17 protein-coding genes are annotated in these 18,201 nt (G+C 57.7%); 9 read left to right on the forward strand and 8 right to left on the reverse strand.

What is annotated here, in order from left to right; all coding sequences use genetic code 11:
* Window positions 1-2 precede the first annotated feature (2 nt).
* The 4 genes from ACXIZX_RS08760 to ACXIZX_RS08775 all read left to right on the forward strand — a co-directional run bounded on the left by ACXIZX_RS08760 (window position 3) and on the right by ACXIZX_RS08775 (window position 3,617).
* Window positions 3-779, forward strand: a complete 777-nt coding sequence (locus ACXIZX_RS08760; RefSeq protein ID WP_479403975.1) for a triose-phosphate isomerase family protein — start codon at window positions 3-5, stop codon at window positions 777-779.
* Window positions 776-1,585: a sugar phosphate isomerase/epimerase family protein gene (locus ACXIZX_RS08765; RefSeq protein WP_179450962.1), complete on the forward strand. Its 810-nt coding sequence runs from the start codon at window positions 776-778 to the stop codon at window positions 1,583-1,585. The genes ACXIZX_RS08760 and ACXIZX_RS08765 overlap by 4 nt, the downstream gene beginning before the upstream one ends.
* Before the next feature lie 4 nt (window positions 1,586-1,589).
* Window positions 1,590-2,447: a phosphogluconate dehydrogenase C-terminal domain-containing protein gene (locus ACXIZX_RS08770; RefSeq protein ID WP_265296762.1), complete on the forward strand. Its 858-nt coding sequence runs from the start codon at window positions 1,590-1,592 to the stop codon at window positions 2,445-2,447.
* 195 nt (window positions 2,448-2,642) lie between these two features.
* On the forward strand, window positions 2,643-3,617 hold the full coding sequence (locus ACXIZX_RS08775; RefSeq protein WP_008104043.1) for a sugar-binding transcriptional regulator: 975 nt from the start codon (window positions 2,643-2,645) through the stop codon (window positions 3,615-3,617).
* Here the strand turns inward: ACXIZX_RS08775 and ACXIZX_RS08780 are convergent, their stop codons facing one another.
* Window positions 3,618-4,199 carry a nuclear transport factor 2 family protein gene (locus ACXIZX_RS08780; RefSeq protein WP_479403976.1) on the reverse strand — a complete coding sequence of 194 codons (582 nt, stop codon included), beginning with the start codon at window positions 4,197-4,199 and terminating at the stop codon, window positions 3,618-3,620.
* A gap of 107 nt (window positions 4,200-4,306) precedes the next feature.
* Here ACXIZX_RS08780 and ACXIZX_RS08785 point away from each other — a divergent pair, with 107 nt between their 5' ends.
* Window positions 4,307-5,197, forward strand: coding sequence for a LysR substrate-binding domain-containing protein (locus ACXIZX_RS08785; protein WP_479403977.1), 891 nt, complete (start codon window positions 4,307-4,309; stop codon window positions 5,195-5,197).
* Between the two features lie 545 nt (window positions 5,198-5,742).
* The gene (locus ACXIZX_RS08790) at window positions 5,743-7,350 is read left to right on the forward strand and encodes a dipeptide ABC transporter ATP-binding protein (protein WP_479403978.1); all 1,608 of its coding nucleotides are present in this window, start codon (window positions 5,743-5,745) and stop codon (window positions 7,348-7,350) included.
* Here ACXIZX_RS08790 and ACXIZX_RS08795 read toward each other — a convergent pair.
* Genes ACXIZX_RS08795 through ACXIZX_RS08825 form a run of 7 tightly spaced genes read right to left on the reverse strand, consistent with a single transcriptional unit; the run spans window position 7,336 to window position 14,788 of the window.
* Window positions 7,336-8,154, reverse strand: a complete 819-nt coding sequence (locus ACXIZX_RS08795; protein WP_179450952.1) for a sulfurtransferase — start codon at window positions 8,152-8,154, stop codon at window positions 7,336-7,338. The two genes, ACXIZX_RS08790 and ACXIZX_RS08795, sit on opposite strands and share 15 nt — an antisense overlap.
* On the reverse strand, window positions 8,144-9,127 hold the full coding sequence (locus tag ACXIZX_RS08800) for an ornithine cyclodeaminase (protein WP_479403979.1): 984 nt from the start codon (window positions 9,125-9,127) through the stop codon (window positions 8,144-8,146). The genes ACXIZX_RS08795 and ACXIZX_RS08800 overlap by 11 nt, the downstream gene beginning before the upstream one ends.
* Window positions 9,127-10,125, reverse strand: coding sequence for a 1-aminocyclopropane-1-carboxylate deaminase/D-cysteine desulfhydrase (locus ACXIZX_RS08805; protein WP_479403980.1), 999 nt, complete (start codon window positions 10,123-10,125; stop codon window positions 9,127-9,129). Before ACXIZX_RS08805 ends, ACXIZX_RS08800 begins: the two co-directional genes overlap by 1 nt.
* Window positions 10,125-11,528, reverse strand: coding sequence for a M20 family metallopeptidase (locus tag ACXIZX_RS08810; RefSeq protein ID WP_479403981.1), 1,404 nt, complete (start codon window positions 11,526-11,528; stop codon window positions 10,125-10,127). The genes ACXIZX_RS08805 and ACXIZX_RS08810 overlap by 1 nt, the downstream gene beginning before the upstream one ends.
* Window positions 11,525-12,439 carry an ABC transporter permease gene (locus ACXIZX_RS08815; RefSeq protein ID WP_479403982.1) on the reverse strand — a complete coding sequence of 305 codons (915 nt, stop codon included), beginning with the start codon at window positions 12,437-12,439 and terminating at the stop codon, window positions 11,525-11,527. Before ACXIZX_RS08815 ends, ACXIZX_RS08810 begins: the two co-directional genes overlap by 4 nt.
* Window position 12,440: 1 nt before the next feature.
* The gene (locus ACXIZX_RS08820) at window positions 12,441-13,301 is read right to left on the reverse strand and encodes an ABC transporter permease (protein ID WP_479403983.1); all 861 of its coding nucleotides are present in this window, start codon (window positions 13,299-13,301) and stop codon (window positions 12,441-12,443) included.
* Window positions 13,298-14,788, reverse strand: coding sequence for an ABC transporter substrate-binding protein (locus ACXIZX_RS08825; RefSeq protein WP_479403984.1), 1,491 nt, complete (start codon window positions 14,786-14,788; stop codon window positions 13,298-13,300). Before ACXIZX_RS08825 ends, ACXIZX_RS08820 begins: the two co-directional genes overlap by 4 nt.
* Before the next feature lie 168 nt (window positions 14,789-14,956).
* Here ACXIZX_RS08825 and ACXIZX_RS08830 point away from each other — a divergent pair, with 168 nt between their 5' ends.
* From ACXIZX_RS08830 to ACXIZX_RS08840, 3 genes are all read left to right on the forward strand, one after another.
* On the forward strand, window positions 14,957-15,619 hold the full coding sequence (locus tag ACXIZX_RS08830) for a GntR family transcriptional regulator (protein ID WP_479403985.1): 663 nt from the start codon (window positions 14,957-14,959) through the stop codon (window positions 15,617-15,619).
* Window positions 15,620-15,797: 178 nt separating this feature from the next.
* Complete coding sequence (locus ACXIZX_RS08835) at window positions 15,798-16,898, forward strand: ABC transporter ATP-binding protein (RefSeq protein ID WP_479403986.1); 1,101 nt, start codon at window positions 15,798-15,800, stop codon at window positions 16,896-16,898.
* Window positions 16,899-16,925: 27 nt separating this feature from the next.
* A complete protein-coding gene (locus tag ACXIZX_RS08840; RefSeq protein ID WP_479403987.1) occupies window positions 16,926-18,200 on the forward strand; it encodes an ABC transporter substrate-binding protein in 1,275 nt (424 codons plus the stop codon).
* Window position 18,201 lies beyond the last annotated feature (1 nt).

The raw sequence follows: 18,201 nt of genomic DNA on the forward strand, positions 1-18,201 counted from the left end.
GCATGTCTCAGCCAAAAATCTGGCTCGGCGTCAGTTTGAAAATGTACTTCGGCTACCAGCAAACCTTGCAATGGTGTCGCGATGTGGCGGCATTAGCCAACCATGCTGCGGTGAAAAACGGCGAAGTGGGCTTGTTTGTGTTACCGGCTTATCCGGCGATTCCGGCGGTTGCAGAGATCTTCGCTAACACACCAGTGCGCTTCGGCGGCCAGGATGTTTGCCAGGCGGAGAACGGAGCCTGGACTGGCGAAGTCAGCGCCAGCATGTTGCAGGAGTTGGGCTGCTCGCTGGCCGAAATTGGTCACGCTGAGCGCCGTCGTCATTTCCACGAAGATAAAGTGCAAATTGCCGCCAAAGTGGCAATGTCGCTGCGTCACGGCATCACGCCGGTGCTGTGCATCGGTGAAGAAGTGCAGGCAGAACCGCAGCAGGCGATCGCACTGTGCCTGCAGCAGCTGGCCGAAGCGCTGGCCGAGTCGGCGCAGCAGGGCTTAAAGGGCGAAGTGTTCTTTGCCTACGAACCGCAGTGGGCGATTGGTGCGCCGCAACCGGCACCGGACAGCTACATCCGCGCCGTGTGCGCCGGGTTGCAGCAACTCGCTACGCCGCCCGGCATCACTCTCAAAATCATCTACGGCGGCAGCGCGGGTCCGGGACTGATTCAGCGGCTTGGCGCGGACGTGAATGGCCTGTTCCTGGGGCGCTTTGCCCACGATCCCAACGCGTTGGCACAAATAATTGATGAAGCCAGTGAGCTGGCTCAGGAGCTCGATTCATGAGCCGTATCGGACTCAGTACCTACGCCTTTTTCTGGCGCATGTCGTCGAAAGTACCTCATCCGCTGACGCTGGAGCAGATGCTGCAACAGACCGCCGATCTCGATGTGTCGGTGTTTCAAATCTGCGACTACCCGGCGATTGAAAGCTGGTCTGACGCACAGCTGTTGACGCTGCGTCAGCAGGCCGATGCGCTCGGCATCACGCTGGAACTCGGCACGCGCGGCCTTGGCACAGAGCATCTGCGTCGTTATCTGCATATGGCGGAAATCCTCGATGCGCGCGTAATACGCTCGATGTTCTACACCGCCGATCACCGTCCTTCGCTCGACGAAGCTGCCGCGCTGATTGGCGCGGTGTTGCCAGATTTTGCCCGCCAGCAGGTGCGTCTCTGTCTGGAGACATACGAGCAGGTGAACAGCGGCGCGATGATGTCGGTGATCAACAAGTTCCTGTCGCCGTGGCTCGGCGTGTGTCTCGATCCCGCCAACTGTGTCGCCGGACTCGAATTGCCAGAGCAGGTGATTGCCAACACCGCCGCGCGCGTCGGCAATCTGCACATCAAAGACTTTGCTTTCACGCGTCGTGATGGCTGGGTCGGCTTTACCTTTGCCGGTTGCCCAATGGGCGAAGGCTTGCTGGATTACGACCGGATGATCGCCAGCGTGCGCCCGGCGGATAAAGGCATTAACCAAATCGTCGAACATTGGTTGCCGTGGCAGGACGATGCCGCGCTGACCTGCGAGCGAGAAGCCGAATGGACTCGCCGCACCGTTGAATTCTTACGTAGTAAACAAGATCAGGAGTAACAACATGAGCGTGCAACTGAAAACCATCACCGTGATTGGCGCGGGCGGCAAAATGGGTATGCGTATTTCTGCCAACTTCCAGAAAAGCGATTACCAGGTGTTTTACTGTGAGAACTCACCTAAGGCGCAAGAGCAGGTAAGCGCACAGGGGCGTGAACTCTCTGATGCGGCCTCCGTGGTGCCATTGAGCGACGTGGTGATTCTGGCGGTGCCGGATATTGTGCTGGGTAAAGTCTCTGAAGGCGTGGTGCCACAGATGAAACCGGGCGCGATTCTGCTGACGCTGGACCCCGCAGCGGCATACGCCAATTTGATTGCCCATCGCGATGGCATTGAATACGCGGTGGCGCATCCTTGCCATCCGTCGGTCTTCCTTGAGCGTTACACCAAAGAAGAACATGCCGATGCTTTCGGCGGTATCGCGGCGGTTCAGCACGTGGCGGCTTCGTATGAAACCGGTTCGGATGAGCAGAAAGCCGAGTTGAGCAAGGTGATCAGCGTGATGTACGGGCCGGTGGAGCAAGTGCATTGGGTTACCGTGACGCAGCTGGCGTATCTGGAACCCACGCTGGTGGAAACCGTGGCCTGCATGGTCGGCGCGTTCATGAAAGAAGCGCTGGACGAAACAGTGAAACACAGCGGCGTGCCGGAAGAAGCGGCCAAAGCGATGTTGTACGGCCACATTCAAATCGCGCTGGCCGTGGCGTTCCGCGCGACTAACCCGTTCTCGGATGCTTGCATGATCGCCATGGAGTACGGCCGTGAGAAGATTGTGAAACCTGACTGGAAACAGATCTTCGATCAGAAAGAGCTGGATATCGTGATTGCCCGTATGCTGAAAATCGACGCCATCAAGCGCTAAGCGTGATGCTCGATCGACTCGCGGCGCTGTTGTCTGGCGAAGCGAGTCGTATCAATGATATAACTCCCTGCCAACGTCAGATCTCGCCCCATTTTGTAGGGTCGCCATTCATGGCGACCTGGTGCGCATGAATGCGCACCCTACATGGCGCGGTCTTTACATCTTCAAATAACACCCAAATAAGACAGGTTACGGATGGAAAAAAACACGCTTTCTCAGGACTCCGAGCTGCTGACGGAAATAGCTGTCGCCTATTATCAGGACGAAATCACCCAGGAGGAGATTGCGCGTAAGTTTGGTATTTCCCGCATTAAAGTCGGTCGACTGCTCAAACGCGCGCGCGAAGAAGGCATCGTCGAAATCAACGTGCGTTACCATCCCGTCTTCAGCACCCGCCTTGAACAACAGCTGCAAAATCGCTTCCCACAATTGCAACGTGCGCTGATAGCGCTCGATCAGCCCGATCAGGAAGAGCAGCGACGTCAGGTTGCCGCGCTGGTGTCGTCACATTTAGCGCAGTCGCTGAAAGACGACGCCATTGTCGCCGTTGGGCAAGGGCGCAACGTTGCCGCTGTCGCCGATTATCCCGGCCAGGTACCGACGCGTAACTGCCTGTTCATTAGCGGCATTGGCGGCACGCATCGTCCAGGCGATGCTATCAATGCTGACCATATCAGCCGTCGTCTGGCGAAGAAGTTTGGTGGCATCAGCGAAACACTGTATGCGCCCGCCTATGTTGAGAACCGCGCGCTGCGCGATGCCTTTATGCAAAACGGCACCATCAAAGAGACACTGGACCGCGCGCGCAAAGCAGATGTGGCGCTGGTGGGCATCGGTGACATGAATGAAAACAGCTACATGGTGAAACTCGGCTGGTTCACGCCGCACGAAATCATCGATGCCAGCGTTAATCAGGGCGTGACGGGCGATGTCGCCGGCTATGACTTCTTTAATTCACAAGGTCAACATGTGGATACCGTGATGAACGATCGCGTGATTGGACTGAGCATCGATGAGCTGCGCAAAATTCCCTGCGTGATCGCCATTGCCGCAGAAAATACCAAAGCGATGGCGATTCTCGGTGCACTGCGCACTGGCGCGATCGATATTATCGCCACCACCGCGCAGAACATCCGCACCATATTGAGTTTGTCGCAGGAAAAGGTTTAGTTAAAGGGCCAACCACTGCTGAGCATCGCGTTTGATGTTTTGCTCCAGTTCACTGCCACGCGTAGCAAATACGCGCTGTAACGGGAAGCCGCTCTGCTCCAGCAAATACGCCAGCGTGGCGTATTCACGCGGATATTTCGCTACCACGGCGTGGTCTATTTCCACCAGACCCAGCGGGAAGGTAAAGGTCCCCATATCGTAAATACTTTGGCGACGCACCAGTCGCCACACGCCGTCGCGTTTTTCAGCCATGTCATAAAAGCGGTTGTGGCATTCACAGCCGACATTCAGTTTTACATTCTCCGCAATGATCATCGCATTGGTTTCAAGAATCGCTTTGTTGCCACTGGCGTTGAAGGTGATCGCTGGAGAGGCAATGAAGTGTTTGGTGCGCAGATCGGATTTCCCCATGCGCATTGAACCCGTGACAAAGTCACTTGCCAGCCCTTCAAACCAGGTAATTTCAATCGTGCCATCGGCGTGGAACAGATCGCGTAATTGATCCCATTCACCCAAATCGCGGTGCATCCAGCCATTCATAAGGTCATTGAGTTGTTGGCGATCCTGTAATTGGTTTTGCATGTTATTGCTCCTGTAAGTTGACGGCGTTCAGTTTGTGCGCTGATTGCGCTAAACTCAAATAGATAGAAATTACGGATCAATCATTTTTTGTGATTAATGGGGCGAATATGGAATTGCGTCATCTGCGCTACTTTTTAACTGTTGCAGAAGAGGGGCATTTTGGCCGCGCGGCGCAACGGCTGAATATTGTGCAACCGGCATTGAGTATGCAGATTAAAGCGCTGGAAGCTGAGCTAGGCGGCCCGTTGTTTATGCGCACCAGTCGTCGCGTCGAACTCACCGAAGCGGGCCTGCTATTGCAAGCCGAGGCGAAACGGACGCTGGAGCAAGCTGAGCACACTCGTCATGTGGTTCAACGTTCAATGCGCGGAGAAATTGGTCGGGTACGCGTTGGCTTCGCTGGCAACGCCGTGTTTAGCGGCAGATTGATGCGCGACATCCGCGCCTTTCATCATGCATATCCGCAGGCGGAATTGGTGTGTCAGGAGATGGCACCGCATCTGCAACATGAGGCGATTAACAGCGGCATGCTCGATGTCGGCTATATGCCTGACTATCATCCAGAACCGACCTCTGCGCTGGCGTATGACTTAATTGGCGAATGGCCACGCGTGGTGGTGATGTCCAGCGATCATCCGCTGGCGGCGAAGCCGAGCGTGACCATTGAGATGCTGGCGCATCAGCCACTGATTATGTACGCCACCCATGAAGGTCATTCTCATTTTGACGTCGCTTTACATCGCCTGTTGGGTGACAGATTGCATATCGCGTATCGCATCTCCAGCACACTAAGCGTGCTCGCGATGGCCGGTGCCGGGCTTGGCATCGCGCTGGTGCCAGCACCGTTAACACAAGTGGCAATCCCCGGCGTGGTTTATCGAACGCTGGACTTAGCTGAGTTATCGGCGAATTTAATGATGGTCAGTCGTAAGGATGCGTGCAGCGGCGCGGTTTTGGCGTATCTTGCTACCGCGCGGGTAACAGCTTCTGAAGTGTAAATCTTTAAGCCATGCCCGAAGTGCCCCCGTCCAGCTCCGAAACTTCATTACGTGTTGTTAAAAAGGGCTGATTAGCGTCAGGCGCTGGCATGTCTGCTGCGGCAAAAAGGGCTATTCGCAGCGCTGAGGCTTTTGCGTTGGGCCAGGAGCTTCACGCATGGATGCGTGAGGCAGTTCGGGGCCGGCCAGGACGGCCGATCCCCGAACGGTCCGTCGGCACAATGTGAAAGCCGAAGGTACCGCGCCAGCGGCGCGAGGACGGCCCGTGCCGCAGCAGATGTGTCAGTGCCCGCACTAACTTTAAAGCAAAATGCATTTTTATCGACAAGCATTAGGCAATAATTGCCGTCGTTATAAATTAAAAACCACATAACCAACAGGTTTGCCATTTTGCTCATCGACGGCAATTACTGCCGTTAATACGGGATATGTTAAACCCATTCGCCAGACTTATTCCGCAACGCGCAGTGCCATAACCGAACGGTCTTGTTCGTGCTATGTTCAGGATATATCCTGTATTTTTCCTTGTTGAGAATCCCTACCAGATGACTAATGCGCGCTTGCTCTCGGTTGAAAACCTCTCGCTGCACACTCACGATCAGCGCTTGCTGGTGGATAACGTCTCTTTTGATCTCGATCGCAAGGAAATCCTGGCGTTAGTCGGCGAGTCGGGATCCGGCAAAACCTTAACATCGCTGGCGCTGATGAGCTTGCTGCCGCCGGGCGTGCAGCAGAGTGGTGGCCGCGTGGTGTTTAATGGCGAGCCGCTCGATGCGCGTAAGACCCAGCAATTACGCGGCTGCCGCATCGCCACGGTGTTTCAGGAGCCGATGACCAGCATGAATCCCACGCTGCGTATTGGTGAGCAGATTGCCGAAGTGCTGGTACGGCATCGACAGTTCAGCTGGAAACAGGCGCAGCAGGAAGCGATAGCGCTGCTGGAACGCGTTGGCATCGTCAATCCCGCACAGCGTGCGCGGCAGTATATTCATCAGCTGTCGGGCGGCATGCGTCAACGTGTGATGATCGCCAGTGCCATTAGCGGTCAGCCGGAATTATTGATTGCCGATGAACCGACCACCGCGCTGGACGTCACCATTCAGGCGCAGATTCTGGCGCTGCTGCAGGAACTGCAACAAGATATGGGCATGGGGATCTTATTGATCACCCACGATCTCTCGGTGGTGGCGCGCTACGCCGATCGCGTCTGCGTGATGCAGCAAGGGCAACTGGTTGAACAGGGCGCGGTGCTGAGCACGCTCGGCGCGCCAACGCATCCTTACACGCGCAAATTGATTGCCGCTTCAGCGACGCAAATCCCTGAGGCAATTGCGCCGGTTGAGCAGCCGCCGCTGCTGGTGCTGCGTGACATCAGTAAAAGCTATCCGCTGCCGCGCCGCATGCCGCTGTGGCCAGCCAAACGGCAAACCGTTTTGCATCCGGCTAATCTGTCGATTGCGCAGGGCGAAATCGTCGGGCTGATTGGCGAATCCGGCTCCGGCAAAACCACCTTGGGTAGCGCGGCGATTGGCCTGATTACGGCGGATGGCGGCGAGGTACATTTTCAGGGGCAGCATCTGCAACGGCGCCAGCTGAATACGTTACGTCGTCACGCTCAGATCATCTTTCAGGACCCTTACGCCAGTTTGAATCCCAAAATTCCGGTCGGTGAGCAGATCGCTGAACCGCTGCGCGTCTGGCAACTGCGCAAAGGCGCGGCGGTGGATGAGCGGGTTAAAGAGTTGCTGGCGTTGGTGGGATTGAAGGCCGAACATGCCGGACGTCTGCCGGGCGCGTTTTCCGGCGGCCAGCGTCAGCGTATTGCCATTGCGCGCGCGCTGGCGATGGAGCCGAAGTTGCTGGTGGCGGATGAAGCGGTGGCGGCACTGGATTTATCAGTGCGCGGGCAGATTCTGGCGCTGTTTAATGATTTACGCCACAAGCTGGGATTATCGGTGCTGTTTATCAGCCACGATCTCAGCGCGGTGCGTCAGTTGTGCGATCGCGTGGTGGTGATGTATCACGGCAGGATTGTGGAGTCCGGCGCGACCGCCAGCGTGATTAATTATCCGCAGGACAATTACACACGCCAACTGCTCGCCGCTGCGCCGGACGTTCAGCAGGCGCTGGCGCTGCGATCAGCTGCCGTGTAACAGCGGCAGTTCGTGATGTTCGGCCCATTCGTGCCAGGAACCGACATACACCGAAACATGGGGATAGCCCGCCAGCTTCAACGCCGCCAACACCGTGGCGGCGCGGGCACCGCGATGGCAATAAACCTGCAGCTTCGCGTCTTTACTCAATCCTGCCGCCTCGGCGCGTGCGGCAATCTGCTGCGCTGATAAGAAATGGCCGTTGGCAATGACATCCTCCCAAAACAGCAGCTGAGAATGCGGAATGCGTCCGGCGCGCTGGCAGCAGGCATGCGCAAAGCTGCCGTCAAATTCGCTGCGGCGACGAGCATCAACGTTGATCACATTCACTCCATCTGCTGCCAATACCTGTTCCCGGCTGCACACCAATTCGCGGTTCCACGCGGGTGCGTTTGCTGCGGGTGGATGCGCCACCGTGCGGCTTAACCCCAATCCCGGACTGAGTTCATAGCCTGACGCAATCCACGCCTCCACGCCGCCATCCAGAATCAGCGCATCATCACGCTTCAGCAGCCAGGCGAACCAGGCCCCACGCGGCGAACGCATGCCAACCTGCTGTTCGAAAAACACCGGCGTGGCGTTGGGATAGGCGGTAAACATCGGTTGCAGCGCGGTGGCGGCTTCTGCAGCCATCACCGCTAAACCTGCCTCGCTGCAATCCTCAATAAAATAGTCGTAGACGTTACAATGCTGCGCGCCGGGCAAGGTGGCGCGTTGCCAGTCGGCGAACTCGCGCACGTCGATCAGCAGAAACGCTTCGCCTTTTGCCTGGCGCTGATGCAGGGATAGCACATCAATGATCATGCAGAACTCCTGAAAACAGCGACTGCAACGAACCGAGTTCGTCGTGCTCGGCGGCCTGCAACACGCGGGCGGCGAGGGCGATATCAAACACGTTGAGGCCAAACGAGGAAAAATAGACGCTATCTTCAGGCTGTGGACGCCAGTTATCCAGCAGCAGCGCGGCGAGATCGGCCGCCACATCCTGCTCACCAAACTCACCGGCGCGGAACATCTGGAACAGGCTTTTGGCGCTGCGCTGGGCAAAATCGCCCCACGCATCAACCACCACCTTGCTGCTGGCTTTGATGGCGGCAAAACTGACTTCGTGATAGCCGACCTGCACAATGATCCTGCCAGGCTGGACTGCTGTGGCATCAATAATCGGCTGCTCGGCGCTGGTGCAGGTCAGCACCGCGTCATAAGGCTGCGCCAGAGCGAGCTGCAAATCAGTTTCGATCTGCACTTCGCGCAACGCATTGAGTTCAAAAGGCGAGCGATTCCACACGCCAATCTGTTCCAGCTGCGGAAACAACTGCTGCAACATGCGCAGATGCGCCTGAGCATGCAAACCGGCACCAAGCAGCAGCACGCGTTTCACAGGACGCGGCGCGGCCAGCTGTAACGCCAGTGCGCTCACCGCCGCGGTGCGCGCAGCGGTTAATGCGCCGCTGGCCAGCAAACCACGCGGAATACCGCTTTGCGCATCGTTAATCAGGGTTAAGGCTAAGGCGGCGGGCAGCGCATCCGGTCGCTGTGGACGATGCGCTGTCCACTTTACGCCCGCAGCGTTGTAGCTGCCGCCCACGCGCGCTGGTAAGGCATAAGCTTTACCAAGCGGCGTACCGAGATCGATGTGATTTTCAGCGGGCATTTGCGCCTCGCCGAGACGCATCAGGCGAATCACCGCTTTGACGTCTTCCAGCGCCAGAGCGACATCGCCGCCGCCTAATTGCGCGACGGTGGCTTCATCCAGTACACGCAATAACGCTTCCATTACTGCTCCAGCAGGCGATCGGCGAAGGGATAGAGCGCCGGAGAACCGCCACAATGCACAAAGGTAACGCGCGATCCTTGCGGAATGCGCCCTTGCTCCACCAGCGAGAACAGGCCGTGCATCGCTTTGCCGGTGTAGACCGGATCCAGCAGCACGCCTTCCAACTGGGCGAGTTGATAGATGGCGGCAATGCCACCGTCCGATGGCACGCCGTACGCCTGACCGACATAACCATCTTCAATCCAGATATCCTCCGGCTGCCACTGCTGCGGCCATTGCAGCAGATCGGCACAATCCTGCGCCATGCCGGCAATGCGCGGCTGGAACCAGTCGGCTTTGGCGCTAACGCTCACGCCAATCACCCTGGTATCGGGCCAATAGCGGCGCGTACCCACATGCAATCCCGCCAGCGTGCCGCCAGAACCGGTGGGCGCTACGATGAAATCGGGCGCGGGCGTCTGGCTGGGTGCCAGCTGCGCCGCGATCTCTTCCACGGCCCGCACATAACCCAATGCGCCGAGTGGCGTTGCGCCACCCAGCGGAATAATCATTGGGGTTTCACCTTGCGCGACAGCCGCATCAGCATGCGCCTGCATCGCACCTTCGATCTGCGTGAAATAGCCGTCGGGATCGAGGAACTGCACCTCGGCCCCGAACAGCTTGTCCAGCAGCAGATTACCTTGCCAGCTTGCGGGCGGATTGCCCCGCAGCACCAGCACCGGACGCATACCAAACTTGCGTGCGGCGGCGGCCACCATGCGGGCGTGGTTCGACTGATGCCCGCCGGTGGTGATCACCACATTCACGCCTGTTTTGCAGGCCTCCGCCATCAGATACTCCAGCTTGCGTACTTTGTTGCCGCCGCCGCCGAAGCCACTGTAGTCATCACGTTTGATCGTCAGCGTAATCCCAAGTGCCTCACTGAGCCGCGGCAGCGGCTCGTGAGGCGTGGGGAAGAAGCCGAGCGGAACGCGTTCAAACTCTTCAACTGATTTCATTATGTGTTACCTATATTTTTATGTACTGCGGTGTTTCCCTGGTGTGGCGCGACCCGGCCAATGGCCGAATCATTGAATGCGTTGAGCCATAAGCTCATGGATTGCTGGAAGCGTTCGAGTCCCGCCAGCGTGACAAACTCATTGACGGCGTGGGCGTTGCCGCCGTGGCCTAATCCGCCAATCAGAAAGGCGGGAGCGACGGCCGCGAAAGCGTAAGCGGGCGCACAGCCCGGTGCCCACGGCCAGATTTGCGGTGCCGCGCCTAGCGTTTGATAGCTGGCTATCAAAGCATCGACGCCGCTGGCACTGCGGCTAAAGCGCACGCCGGGATAGCGATCGAACAGTTGCAGTTCGCTGCCGGCTAAATCGGCTTGCGCCAGGCGCTGCTGCGCGGCTTCAATCATCGCGTCCTGATCGAAACCCGGCGGAATGCGAAACGCCAGTTCCGCGCTGGCACGGAACGGGATGACGCCGCGTCCGCCCGGCGGATCGCTGTGCAGTTCGGCCAGCGTTAAGACCGCGCTGCCGAGCAGCGTTTGCAGGCAGCTTAGCGTGTCGCCTTCAATCATCAGGCGCTGGCTGCGACGGAACTGTAGTTCATCATTGATGCTGAACTCGGCGGCTAAGGTCGCCAATAACTGATTCGCCTCATCGTCCGTGGCGTGACACGCCAGCACGCCGCTGTGTGCGGCCGGTGCGATGGCATCTAATGCCTGCACTAAGCGCCACGCCGGATTGGCGATCCAACCGGCATTGCTGGCATGAATAGCGGAGGAAGGTCCGCCCCAAGCGCCGCCGCTGACGCTGAGACGTCCGCTGGCCAGTCCGGTAAAGCCGAGATAGACGCGCGGTGCGCCGCCACCGTATTCGCACAGTGAGGGGAACAGCACCGCTTCAGCGGGAGCGATCGGGCAAGGCTGCTGCGCCAGATAACGTCGCAGTGCGCCGCTGCCGATTTCCTCTTCACCTTCGAGCAAGATTTCGATATTGAAATCGAGCAGCTGGCTTTGCTGCAGTTCGCGCAGCAGGATCAGCAGGGCGGCGACCGGGCCTTTATTGTTCTCTGCGCCGCGTCCGACAAAGACCGCGCCAAGATCGTCCCAGTGACACACGCCACCGACAAACGGCGGCACATCCCAACCGGCATCATCCGCAGGCATCACGTCATACATGTTGTAGAGCACCACGGTTTTGGCACTGCCGTTATCGATGCGCACATGCACCAGCGGCGGAGAATTGTCGGTTTGCGCCGCCACCGGATAAATCACGCTGGCGCCAAGTTGCTCCACCATCCACTGTTCCAGCCAGGTGGCCAACCCGCGCTGCGAGGATAACTGACCGGCCACGCTCGGCCAGCGCGTCAGTTCACTCAGCAGTTCAAGCGTGGCATCAAGGCGACTCATAAACGAATCCTCGGGTTCAGCACCAGATAGAGCAGGTCGATCAGCAAATTGATCGCCACAAACACCACCGCAGCGAGCAACACAATCGCTTGCACCAGCGGGAAGTCGCGGTTTTGAATCGCCTGAATCGCCAGACGACCAATACCTGGCCAGGCAAAAATAATCTCTGTTACCAGGGCGCCGCCGAGCAGCGAGGCGAAATACATGCCTTGTACGGTGATCACCGGAATCAGTGCGTTACGCAAACCATGGCGTACCACAATGCGCCAGGCGCTGAGCCCTTTGGCGCGCGCGGTGCGGATATAATCCTGTTGCAGCACATCCAGCAGGCTGGCGCGCGTCAAACGCGCTACGGCGCTCATGTAAAACGCACCGAGGCTGAGTGCGGGCATCACCAGCGCGGCGAAAGTGCCGTAACCGCTGGACGGCAGCCACTGTAACTTCAGGCTAAACAGCAAAATCAGCAGCAGACCCAGCCAGAACACCGGAATCGCCTGGCCGGAGAAGGCCAGCAGGCGGCACAGCAAATCCCACATGCTGTGCGGTCGCAGGGCGCTGATAATGCCCAGCAGCAGACCGAGCAGCGAACTCCACGCCAGCGCACTCACCGCCAGCAGCACCGTTGCGGGCAAGCGCTCAGCAATCAGCGCCAATACCGGCTGGCTGTAACGCAGGGATTCACCAAAATCGCCGTGCAGCACGCCGCCAAGATAGTGGCTGTATTGCCACAGCAGCGGACGATCAAAGCCCATGCTGTGACGAAAAGTATCAATCTCCTGCTGGCTGGAGCCGGGCGGCATCATCAGCGCCGCCGGATCGCCCGTCATGTGCAGGCTAAAGAAAATCAGCAGCGACACGCCAAGCAGCACTAATATCGATTGGCCAAGGCGATTGAGCAGAATGTTCAGCATCTTAATCCAGCCTTGTGTGCGTGCGACGTAGCAGCGCATCGCCCAGCAGGTTGCAGCCAATCACCAGCGCCGCAATCACTAATCCGGGATAGAGCACCAGCCATTGCGATAGCAGCATGTACGAGCGGCCTTCGCCAATTAAGTTGCCCAGCGTCGGCGTGGGCGGCTGAATGCCCATGCCAAGAAATCCCACGGAGGCTTCGAGCACGATTAAGCGTGGGATATCCAGCGTCAGCAGCACCACCAGTGGCGTCAGCAGATTTGGCAGGATATGCCGCAGCAGCACGCGCAGCGGCGAAAAGCCCATGGCGCGCACCGCCTGAATGTATTCCAGTTCACGAATTTCTAAGGTTTTGGCGCGCGCCACGCGGGCATAAATCGCCCAACTGGTGCAGCCCATAATCACAATAATGTTGGTGAGTGAGGCGCCCATCAGCGCAATCACCAGCAAAATTAACAGAATAAACGGCACCGCCAGCTGGATGTCGATCAGGCGCATGATCAGCGCATCAACCCAACCGCCGGCGTAACCGGCAATCATGCCGAGCGCGACGCCAATCACCGCGCCAATCGCCGCCGCGACCAATACCACCAGCAACGACAAGCGCGTGCCGGAGAGAATACGCGCCAGCAGATCGCGCCCCAGTTGGTCGGTGCCGAGCCAATGCGTGGCCTGCGCGCCGGGCGAACCCGGCGGCAGAAACATCTCGCTGAGGTTATTACTTAAGGCATCGGGCAACGGCAGCCAGGGAGAGAGCAGCGCCGCGGCAATCACCACGATCAGCAATACGCTGCCGATTACCGCATCGCCGTAAATCAGGCGGCGCGGACGGCGCTGCAGCACGGTGCCCGGTGAAATCATTTCAGCCTCAGATCAAACAGCGGGATGCGGGCATCGACGCGGCCTTTGAAGTTGAGCGAGGTGCTGTGCGCATACAAGGTGTCTTCACGATACAGCGGCAGCAGCGGCTGTTGTTCAGCGACGCGTTGCTGAATCTGCTCTAACACTTTTTTGCGCGCAGCGGGATCAACAATCTGGCGACTTTGGTCGAGCAGCTTATCCAGCTCCGCATCATGCACGGTGGAATAGGGCTCGCCGCTGCGCAGAATCGGGAACAGCGCGGCATCGGCATCCAGCGTTTGGGTTGAGCCCCACGCCAGCATATACATCGGAGCCTGTTTCTGTGACGCAACCTGCTGGGTGTAAACCGACCATTCCGGCACTTCCAGCTCGGCTTTCACACCAATCGCAGCTAAATCCTGCACGATGGCTTGCGCCACATCGGCGCTGGCAATGTAGCGACGCGGTGCCTGGAAGCGCAGGGTAAAGCCGTTAGCGTAACCGGCTTCAGCCAGCAGCGATTTGGCTTTCGCCACATCCTGCGCGATCGCCGGAACCGCCAGATAACCGAAGTCATTAGCACCGGCCATGGTGCCGGTTGGTGTGCCGAAACCGTGCAGCAGCTGTTGGGTATACGCCTGGCGATTCAACGCCAGCGAAAGCGCCTGACGTACGCGCACATCACTCAGCGGTTTCTCATCATCTTTAAGGCCGAGGTAAATCGTCAACCCGCCGCCTTTCACCTGTTCCAGCTCGACGTTGGGGCGATTTTTCAACGCGGGGACTAAATCGGCGGGCACGCTTTCAATCAGCTGCACTTCGCCGGTCAGCAGCGCGGTAAGGCGCGCGGTGGCTTCGGGAATTGGACGCCAGGTAACGCGATCAATCGCCGGTTTGCCGCGCCAGTAAGTTTCATTGGCGACCATCACCACTTTTTCGTCCGGGATAAAGCTATCCAGCTTGTAAGCGCCGCTGCCCACTGGCTTGCGCGCAAACTCGCTGGCACCGACTTTCTTCACGTATGCGGGTGGCACAATGTAAGCCGGGTAGCGGCTCATGCGCGTCGGCAGCAGAGGATCCGGGCCGTTGGTGTGGATCTGCACCTGATAATCGTTGATCACCTCCACCGATTTGATGGTGCGGATATAGGAAATCGTCGGCGCGTGATTGGCGGGGTCTAAAATACGATCGATGGAGAATTTCACCGCTTCGGCGTTCACCGGCTCGCCATCGGTAAATTTCACGCCCTGGCGCAGGGTAAATTGCCAGGTGGTTTCGTTAATCGCTTTCCACTCAGTGGCTAAGCCTGGCTGCAATGACATGTCATCGGCGCGGCGCACTAAAGTATCGAAGATGTTATCTACCAGTGTGGCAGATTCTTTAAGAAAGCCGGGATCCATCGCCGTGGCAGACGTGGGTTGGCCAATGGTCAGTTCTGCCGCCTGTACAGCAGGCATCAGAGCAAATAGCAACGCGGTAGTGACAAACTTCACTGCAGGTAGTCTCATAACGTTTTCCAAAAATTGCCAGGGCAAGGTAGTGAAAAGAGTGGCTGCGGCCAGAATCAAGACTGTGCTTATTTGTAATACATGATATATCCTATAATCTGGCCGGTTGGCAATAAAACATTAAAAATAACTTACCATTTGCGGATTTCGGTAAAGGGCTCACAAAAAATGATCGAAATGGATAAAGCGCAGCGCATGAGTTTGACCGCGCAGGTGGAATCGTCACTGCGCAGCGCGTTGATTGTCGGCAAGTTAAAACCTGGCGCACGGCTGGTGACGCGCGATCTGGCGGCTCAACTGGGTACCAGCATCACGCCGGTGCGTGAAGCCTTATTGCGTCTGGTTTCTGCCGGCGCGCTGGATGCCACGCCCGCCGCCGCCTTTTTAGTGCCGGAAATGTCACTGCAGCGCTTCGAGGAAATCACGCTAATCCGTAAGCAGCTTGAAGGTTTAGCCGTGAGGACGGCGACGCCCTTTGTGGGAAAAAAACAGCTTTCTGAGCTGAAAAAACTCTGCGTCAGCTTTATGCAGGCCAAGTTAAGCGGTGATGCAGCAGTGGCGCTCGAAGCCAATCGTGCGTTTCGTTTTACGCTGTATGGCTATGCGCAAATGCCCACGCTCGAAGCGCTGATTGAACAGCTTTGGGTGCAGATTGGTCCGTGCTTTAACTATCTCTATCCGCAGCCGGCCGAGGTGGTGAATGGGCATCATAATTATGATCATCTGCTGGAAGCGTTGCAGGCGGGTGATGGCGTTACCAGTGAGAAGATTTTGATGAAAGCGATTGATGATGGGGCGGCGATTCTGAAGCAGCATTATTTTGATCAGTGATTCATTTTAGAAGGTCGTCATAAATGACGACCCTACGAAATACGGGCGGGTTCCTGTGGGGTCGCCATTTATGGTCACCGCCGATGTCTCCCTTTAACCGCCCGGTCACCGCAGTGACATAAATCCTTCATTTCCTTCCGCTAGCTTACCGCCATTCTGATTTCTGGATTGCGGATGCATGAGCCACCTTTCGCTTCATCACATCACTAAAGCCTGGGGCGAGAAAATCGCCCTGGACGACATCAGCTTCGACGCGGCAGAAGGCTCGTTTGTCGCGCTGCTCGGTCCATCAGGCTGCGGTAAATCGACGCTGTTGCGCACTATTGCCGGGCTGGAAACGGCCGATCGCGGGGCGATCCACTTTAAACACGCCGATATCACCCATTTGCCGCCATCGCAGCGCAAGTTATCGATGGTGTTTCAGTCCTACGCGCTGTTTCCCCACCTTAACGTGCGTGAAAACCTGCTGTTTGGTTTGAAAGCGCGCGGCGAGGAGAAGCAGTCGTTTGCTGCACGCCTCGATAACGTCGGTAAGCTGATGGAGTTGGATAAGCTGCTGGATCGTTTGCCGTCGCAGCTCTCCGGCGGACAGCAGCAGCGCGTGGCGCTGGGCCGTGCGGTGATCGCCAACAACACGCTTTGCCTGATGGATGAGCCGCTGTCGAACCTCGATGCCAAGCTGCGTCAAAGCATGCGCCGTGAAATCCGCGCGCTACAGAAAAAACTCGGCCTGACCATGCTGTACGTCACGCACGATCAAACCGAAGCGATGAGCATGGCCGACAGCATTATCCTGCTCAACGACGGCCACATCGAACAGCACGGCTCGCCAGACGATCTCTACAACAATCCTGCCAGCGTGTTTGCCGCGCAGTTCATTGGCGCACCGCCGATGAATATCCTGCCGCTGCAGCGCAACGGCGCACATCACACCCTGATGCACCTCACCGCGCCCGTTGTGGAATACCACGAAGCAGCGCTGAGTCTTGGATTGCGTGCCGAAGATATCCAGCTGATCGCCGCAGATCAGGCAGCGCTGACCGCGCGAGTGATCAGTTCCGAATATATGGGGGCGGATACCTTGCTGGTGTGCCAGCTTGCCGGCATCAGCGAGCCGCTGACGGTCAAAGTGCCGGGCATGCAGCGCTTTATCGATGGCAGCGAAGTGGGATTGCAGTGGTCCGCCGCGCGGCAATATCTGTTTCACAGCCAGAGCGGTAAGCGCTGCGCGCCAGCTGAACAACAGATATTTGCCTCACAGAAAAAATACGCCGTTTAACCGTTGTCATTTGCCCAAGGGAAAATCATGTCTGCAATTCGTTATTCACGTCTTTCTGCATTAGTCCTCGCCGTTAGCACCTCAGCTTTTGCGGCTGAACCGGTCAAGCTGCAAATGTATTACCCGATCGCGGTGGGCGGCAAAGTGAGCCACACCGTGGATACGCTGGTGGCGGATTTCCAGAAAGTGCATCCGGACGTGAGCATTCAGCCGGTGTATACCGGTGACTACGCGACCACCGTGACCAAAGCGCTGACCGCATTTCGTGGTGGCAACGCGCCGCAGCTGGCGGTTATCGGCGATATCGAAGCCTATTCTCTGATTGATGCCGGTGCGATTGTGGCGGCCAGCGATTTAGCGCAGGGCGATGCAGGCAAAAAATGGATCGACGGTTTCTATCCGGCGTTTCTGCGTCACATTGACGGCAAAGTGTGGGGCGTACCGTTCCAGCGTTCAACCGTGGTGATGTACTGGAACAAACAGGCGTTTGAGAAAGCCGGTTTGAACGCCGATACGCCACCGGCCAACTGGCAGCAAGTGGTCGAGTTCAGTAAGAAACTCACGATCAAAGATGCTAACGGCGTCAGCCAATGGGGCATCGAGATTCCGTCCACACCAAACGGCTACTGGAACTTCCAGGGCTTGTCTGCCACCAACGGCGGTCGTCTGGATAACGGCAAAGGCACGGCGGTGCACTTCAACACGCCGGGCAACGTGGAAACGCTGCAGTGGCTGACCGATCTCGGCCAGAAAGAGGAAGTGTCGCCGAAAGGTGCGATTGCGTGGGGCACCACGCCGCAGGACTTCATCAGCGGCAAAACTGCCATGATGGTGACCACCACCGGCAACCTGACCAACGTGCGTGATAACGCCAAGTTCCCGTTCGGCGTAGCGATGCTGCCGGAGAAAACCCAGCGCGGCAGCCCAACCGGCGGCGGCAACCTGTATGTCTTCAAAAACGCTTCGCCAGAACAGCAGAAAGCGGCGATGGAATTTATCCGTTGGGTCACGTCACCCGAGCAGGCGGCGCGCTGGAGTATCGCTACCGGTTACGTTGCGACGTCTCCGGCCGCGTGGGATACCACGGTGATGAAGGATTACGTCAAAGACGTTCCGCAGGCATTGGTGGCGCGTGAACAGCTGAAATATGCGCAGCCGGAACTCTCTACCTACAACAGCGTGCAGATTCAGGATGCACTCAATCACGCGGTAGAAGCGGCGGTAACGCAGGCGAAAACCCCAGCCGAAGCACTTGAAGGCGCGCAGAAGCAAGCCGATCGTCTACTGAAGTCATACCAATAAT

This window comes from Candidatus Pantoea symbiotica, assembly GCF_056491525.1.

Bases quoted from the DNA above. Each gene is read 5' to 3' on its own strand.
- ACXIZX_RS08760 (WP_479403975.1), top strand. From the start codon at position 3: ATGTCTCAGCCAAAAATCTGGCTCGGCGTCAGTTTGAAAATGTACTTC.
- ACXIZX_RS08765 (WP_179450962.1), top strand. From the start codon at position 776: ATGAGCCGTATCGGACTCAGTACCTACGCCTTTTTCTGGCGCATGTCG.
- ACXIZX_RS08770 (WP_265296762.1), top strand. From the start codon at position 1,590: ATGAGCGTGCAACTGAAAACCATCACCGTGATTGGCGCGGGCGGCAAA.
- ACXIZX_RS08775 (WP_008104043.1), top strand. From the start codon at position 2,643: ATGGAAAAAAACACGCTTTCTCAGGACTCCGAGCTGCTGACGGAAATA.
- ACXIZX_RS08780 (WP_479403976.1), bottom strand. From the start codon at position 4,199: ATGCAAAACCAATTACAGGATCGCCAACAACTCAATGACCTTATGAAT.
- ACXIZX_RS08785 (WP_479403977.1), top strand. From the start codon at position 4,307: ATGGAATTGCGTCATCTGCGCTACTTTTTAACTGTTGCAGAAGAGGGG.
- ACXIZX_RS08790 (WP_479403978.1), top strand. From the start codon at position 5,743: ATGACTAATGCGCGCTTGCTCTCGGTTGAAAACCTCTCGCTGCACACT.
- ACXIZX_RS08795 (WP_179450952.1), bottom strand. From the start codon at position 8,154: ATGATCATTGATGTGCTATCCCTGCATCAGCGCCAGGCAAAAGGCGAA.
- ACXIZX_RS08800 (WP_479403979.1), bottom strand. From the start codon at position 9,127: ATGGAAGCGTTATTGCGTGTACTGGATGAAGCCACCGTCGCGCAATTA.
- ACXIZX_RS08805 (WP_479403980.1), bottom strand. From the start codon at position 10,125: ATGAAATCAGTTGAAGAGTTTGAACGCGTTCCGCTCGGCTTCTTCCCC.
- ACXIZX_RS08810 (WP_479403981.1), bottom strand. From the start codon at position 11,528: ATGAGTCGCCTTGATGCCACGCTTGAACTGCTGAGTGAACTGACGCGC.
- ACXIZX_RS08815 (WP_479403982.1), bottom strand. From the start codon at position 12,439: ATGCTGAACATTCTGCTCAATCGCCTTGGCCAATCGATATTAGTGCTG.
- ACXIZX_RS08820 (WP_479403983.1), bottom strand. From the start codon at position 13,301: ATGATTTCACCGGGCACCGTGCTGCAGCGCCGTCCGCGCCGCCTGATT.
- ACXIZX_RS08825 (WP_479403984.1), bottom strand. From the start codon at position 14,788: ATGAGACTACCTGCAGTGAAGTTTGTCACTACCGCGTTGCTATTTGCT.
- ACXIZX_RS08830 (WP_479403985.1), top strand. From the start codon at position 14,957: ATGATCGAAATGGATAAAGCGCAGCGCATGAGTTTGACCGCGCAGGTG.
- ACXIZX_RS08835 (WP_479403986.1), top strand. From the start codon at position 15,798: ATGAGCCACCTTTCGCTTCATCACATCACTAAAGCCTGGGGCGAGAAA.
- ACXIZX_RS08840 (WP_479403987.1), top strand. From the start codon at position 16,926: ATGTCTGCAATTCGTTATTCACGTCTTTCTGCATTAGTCCTCGCCGTT.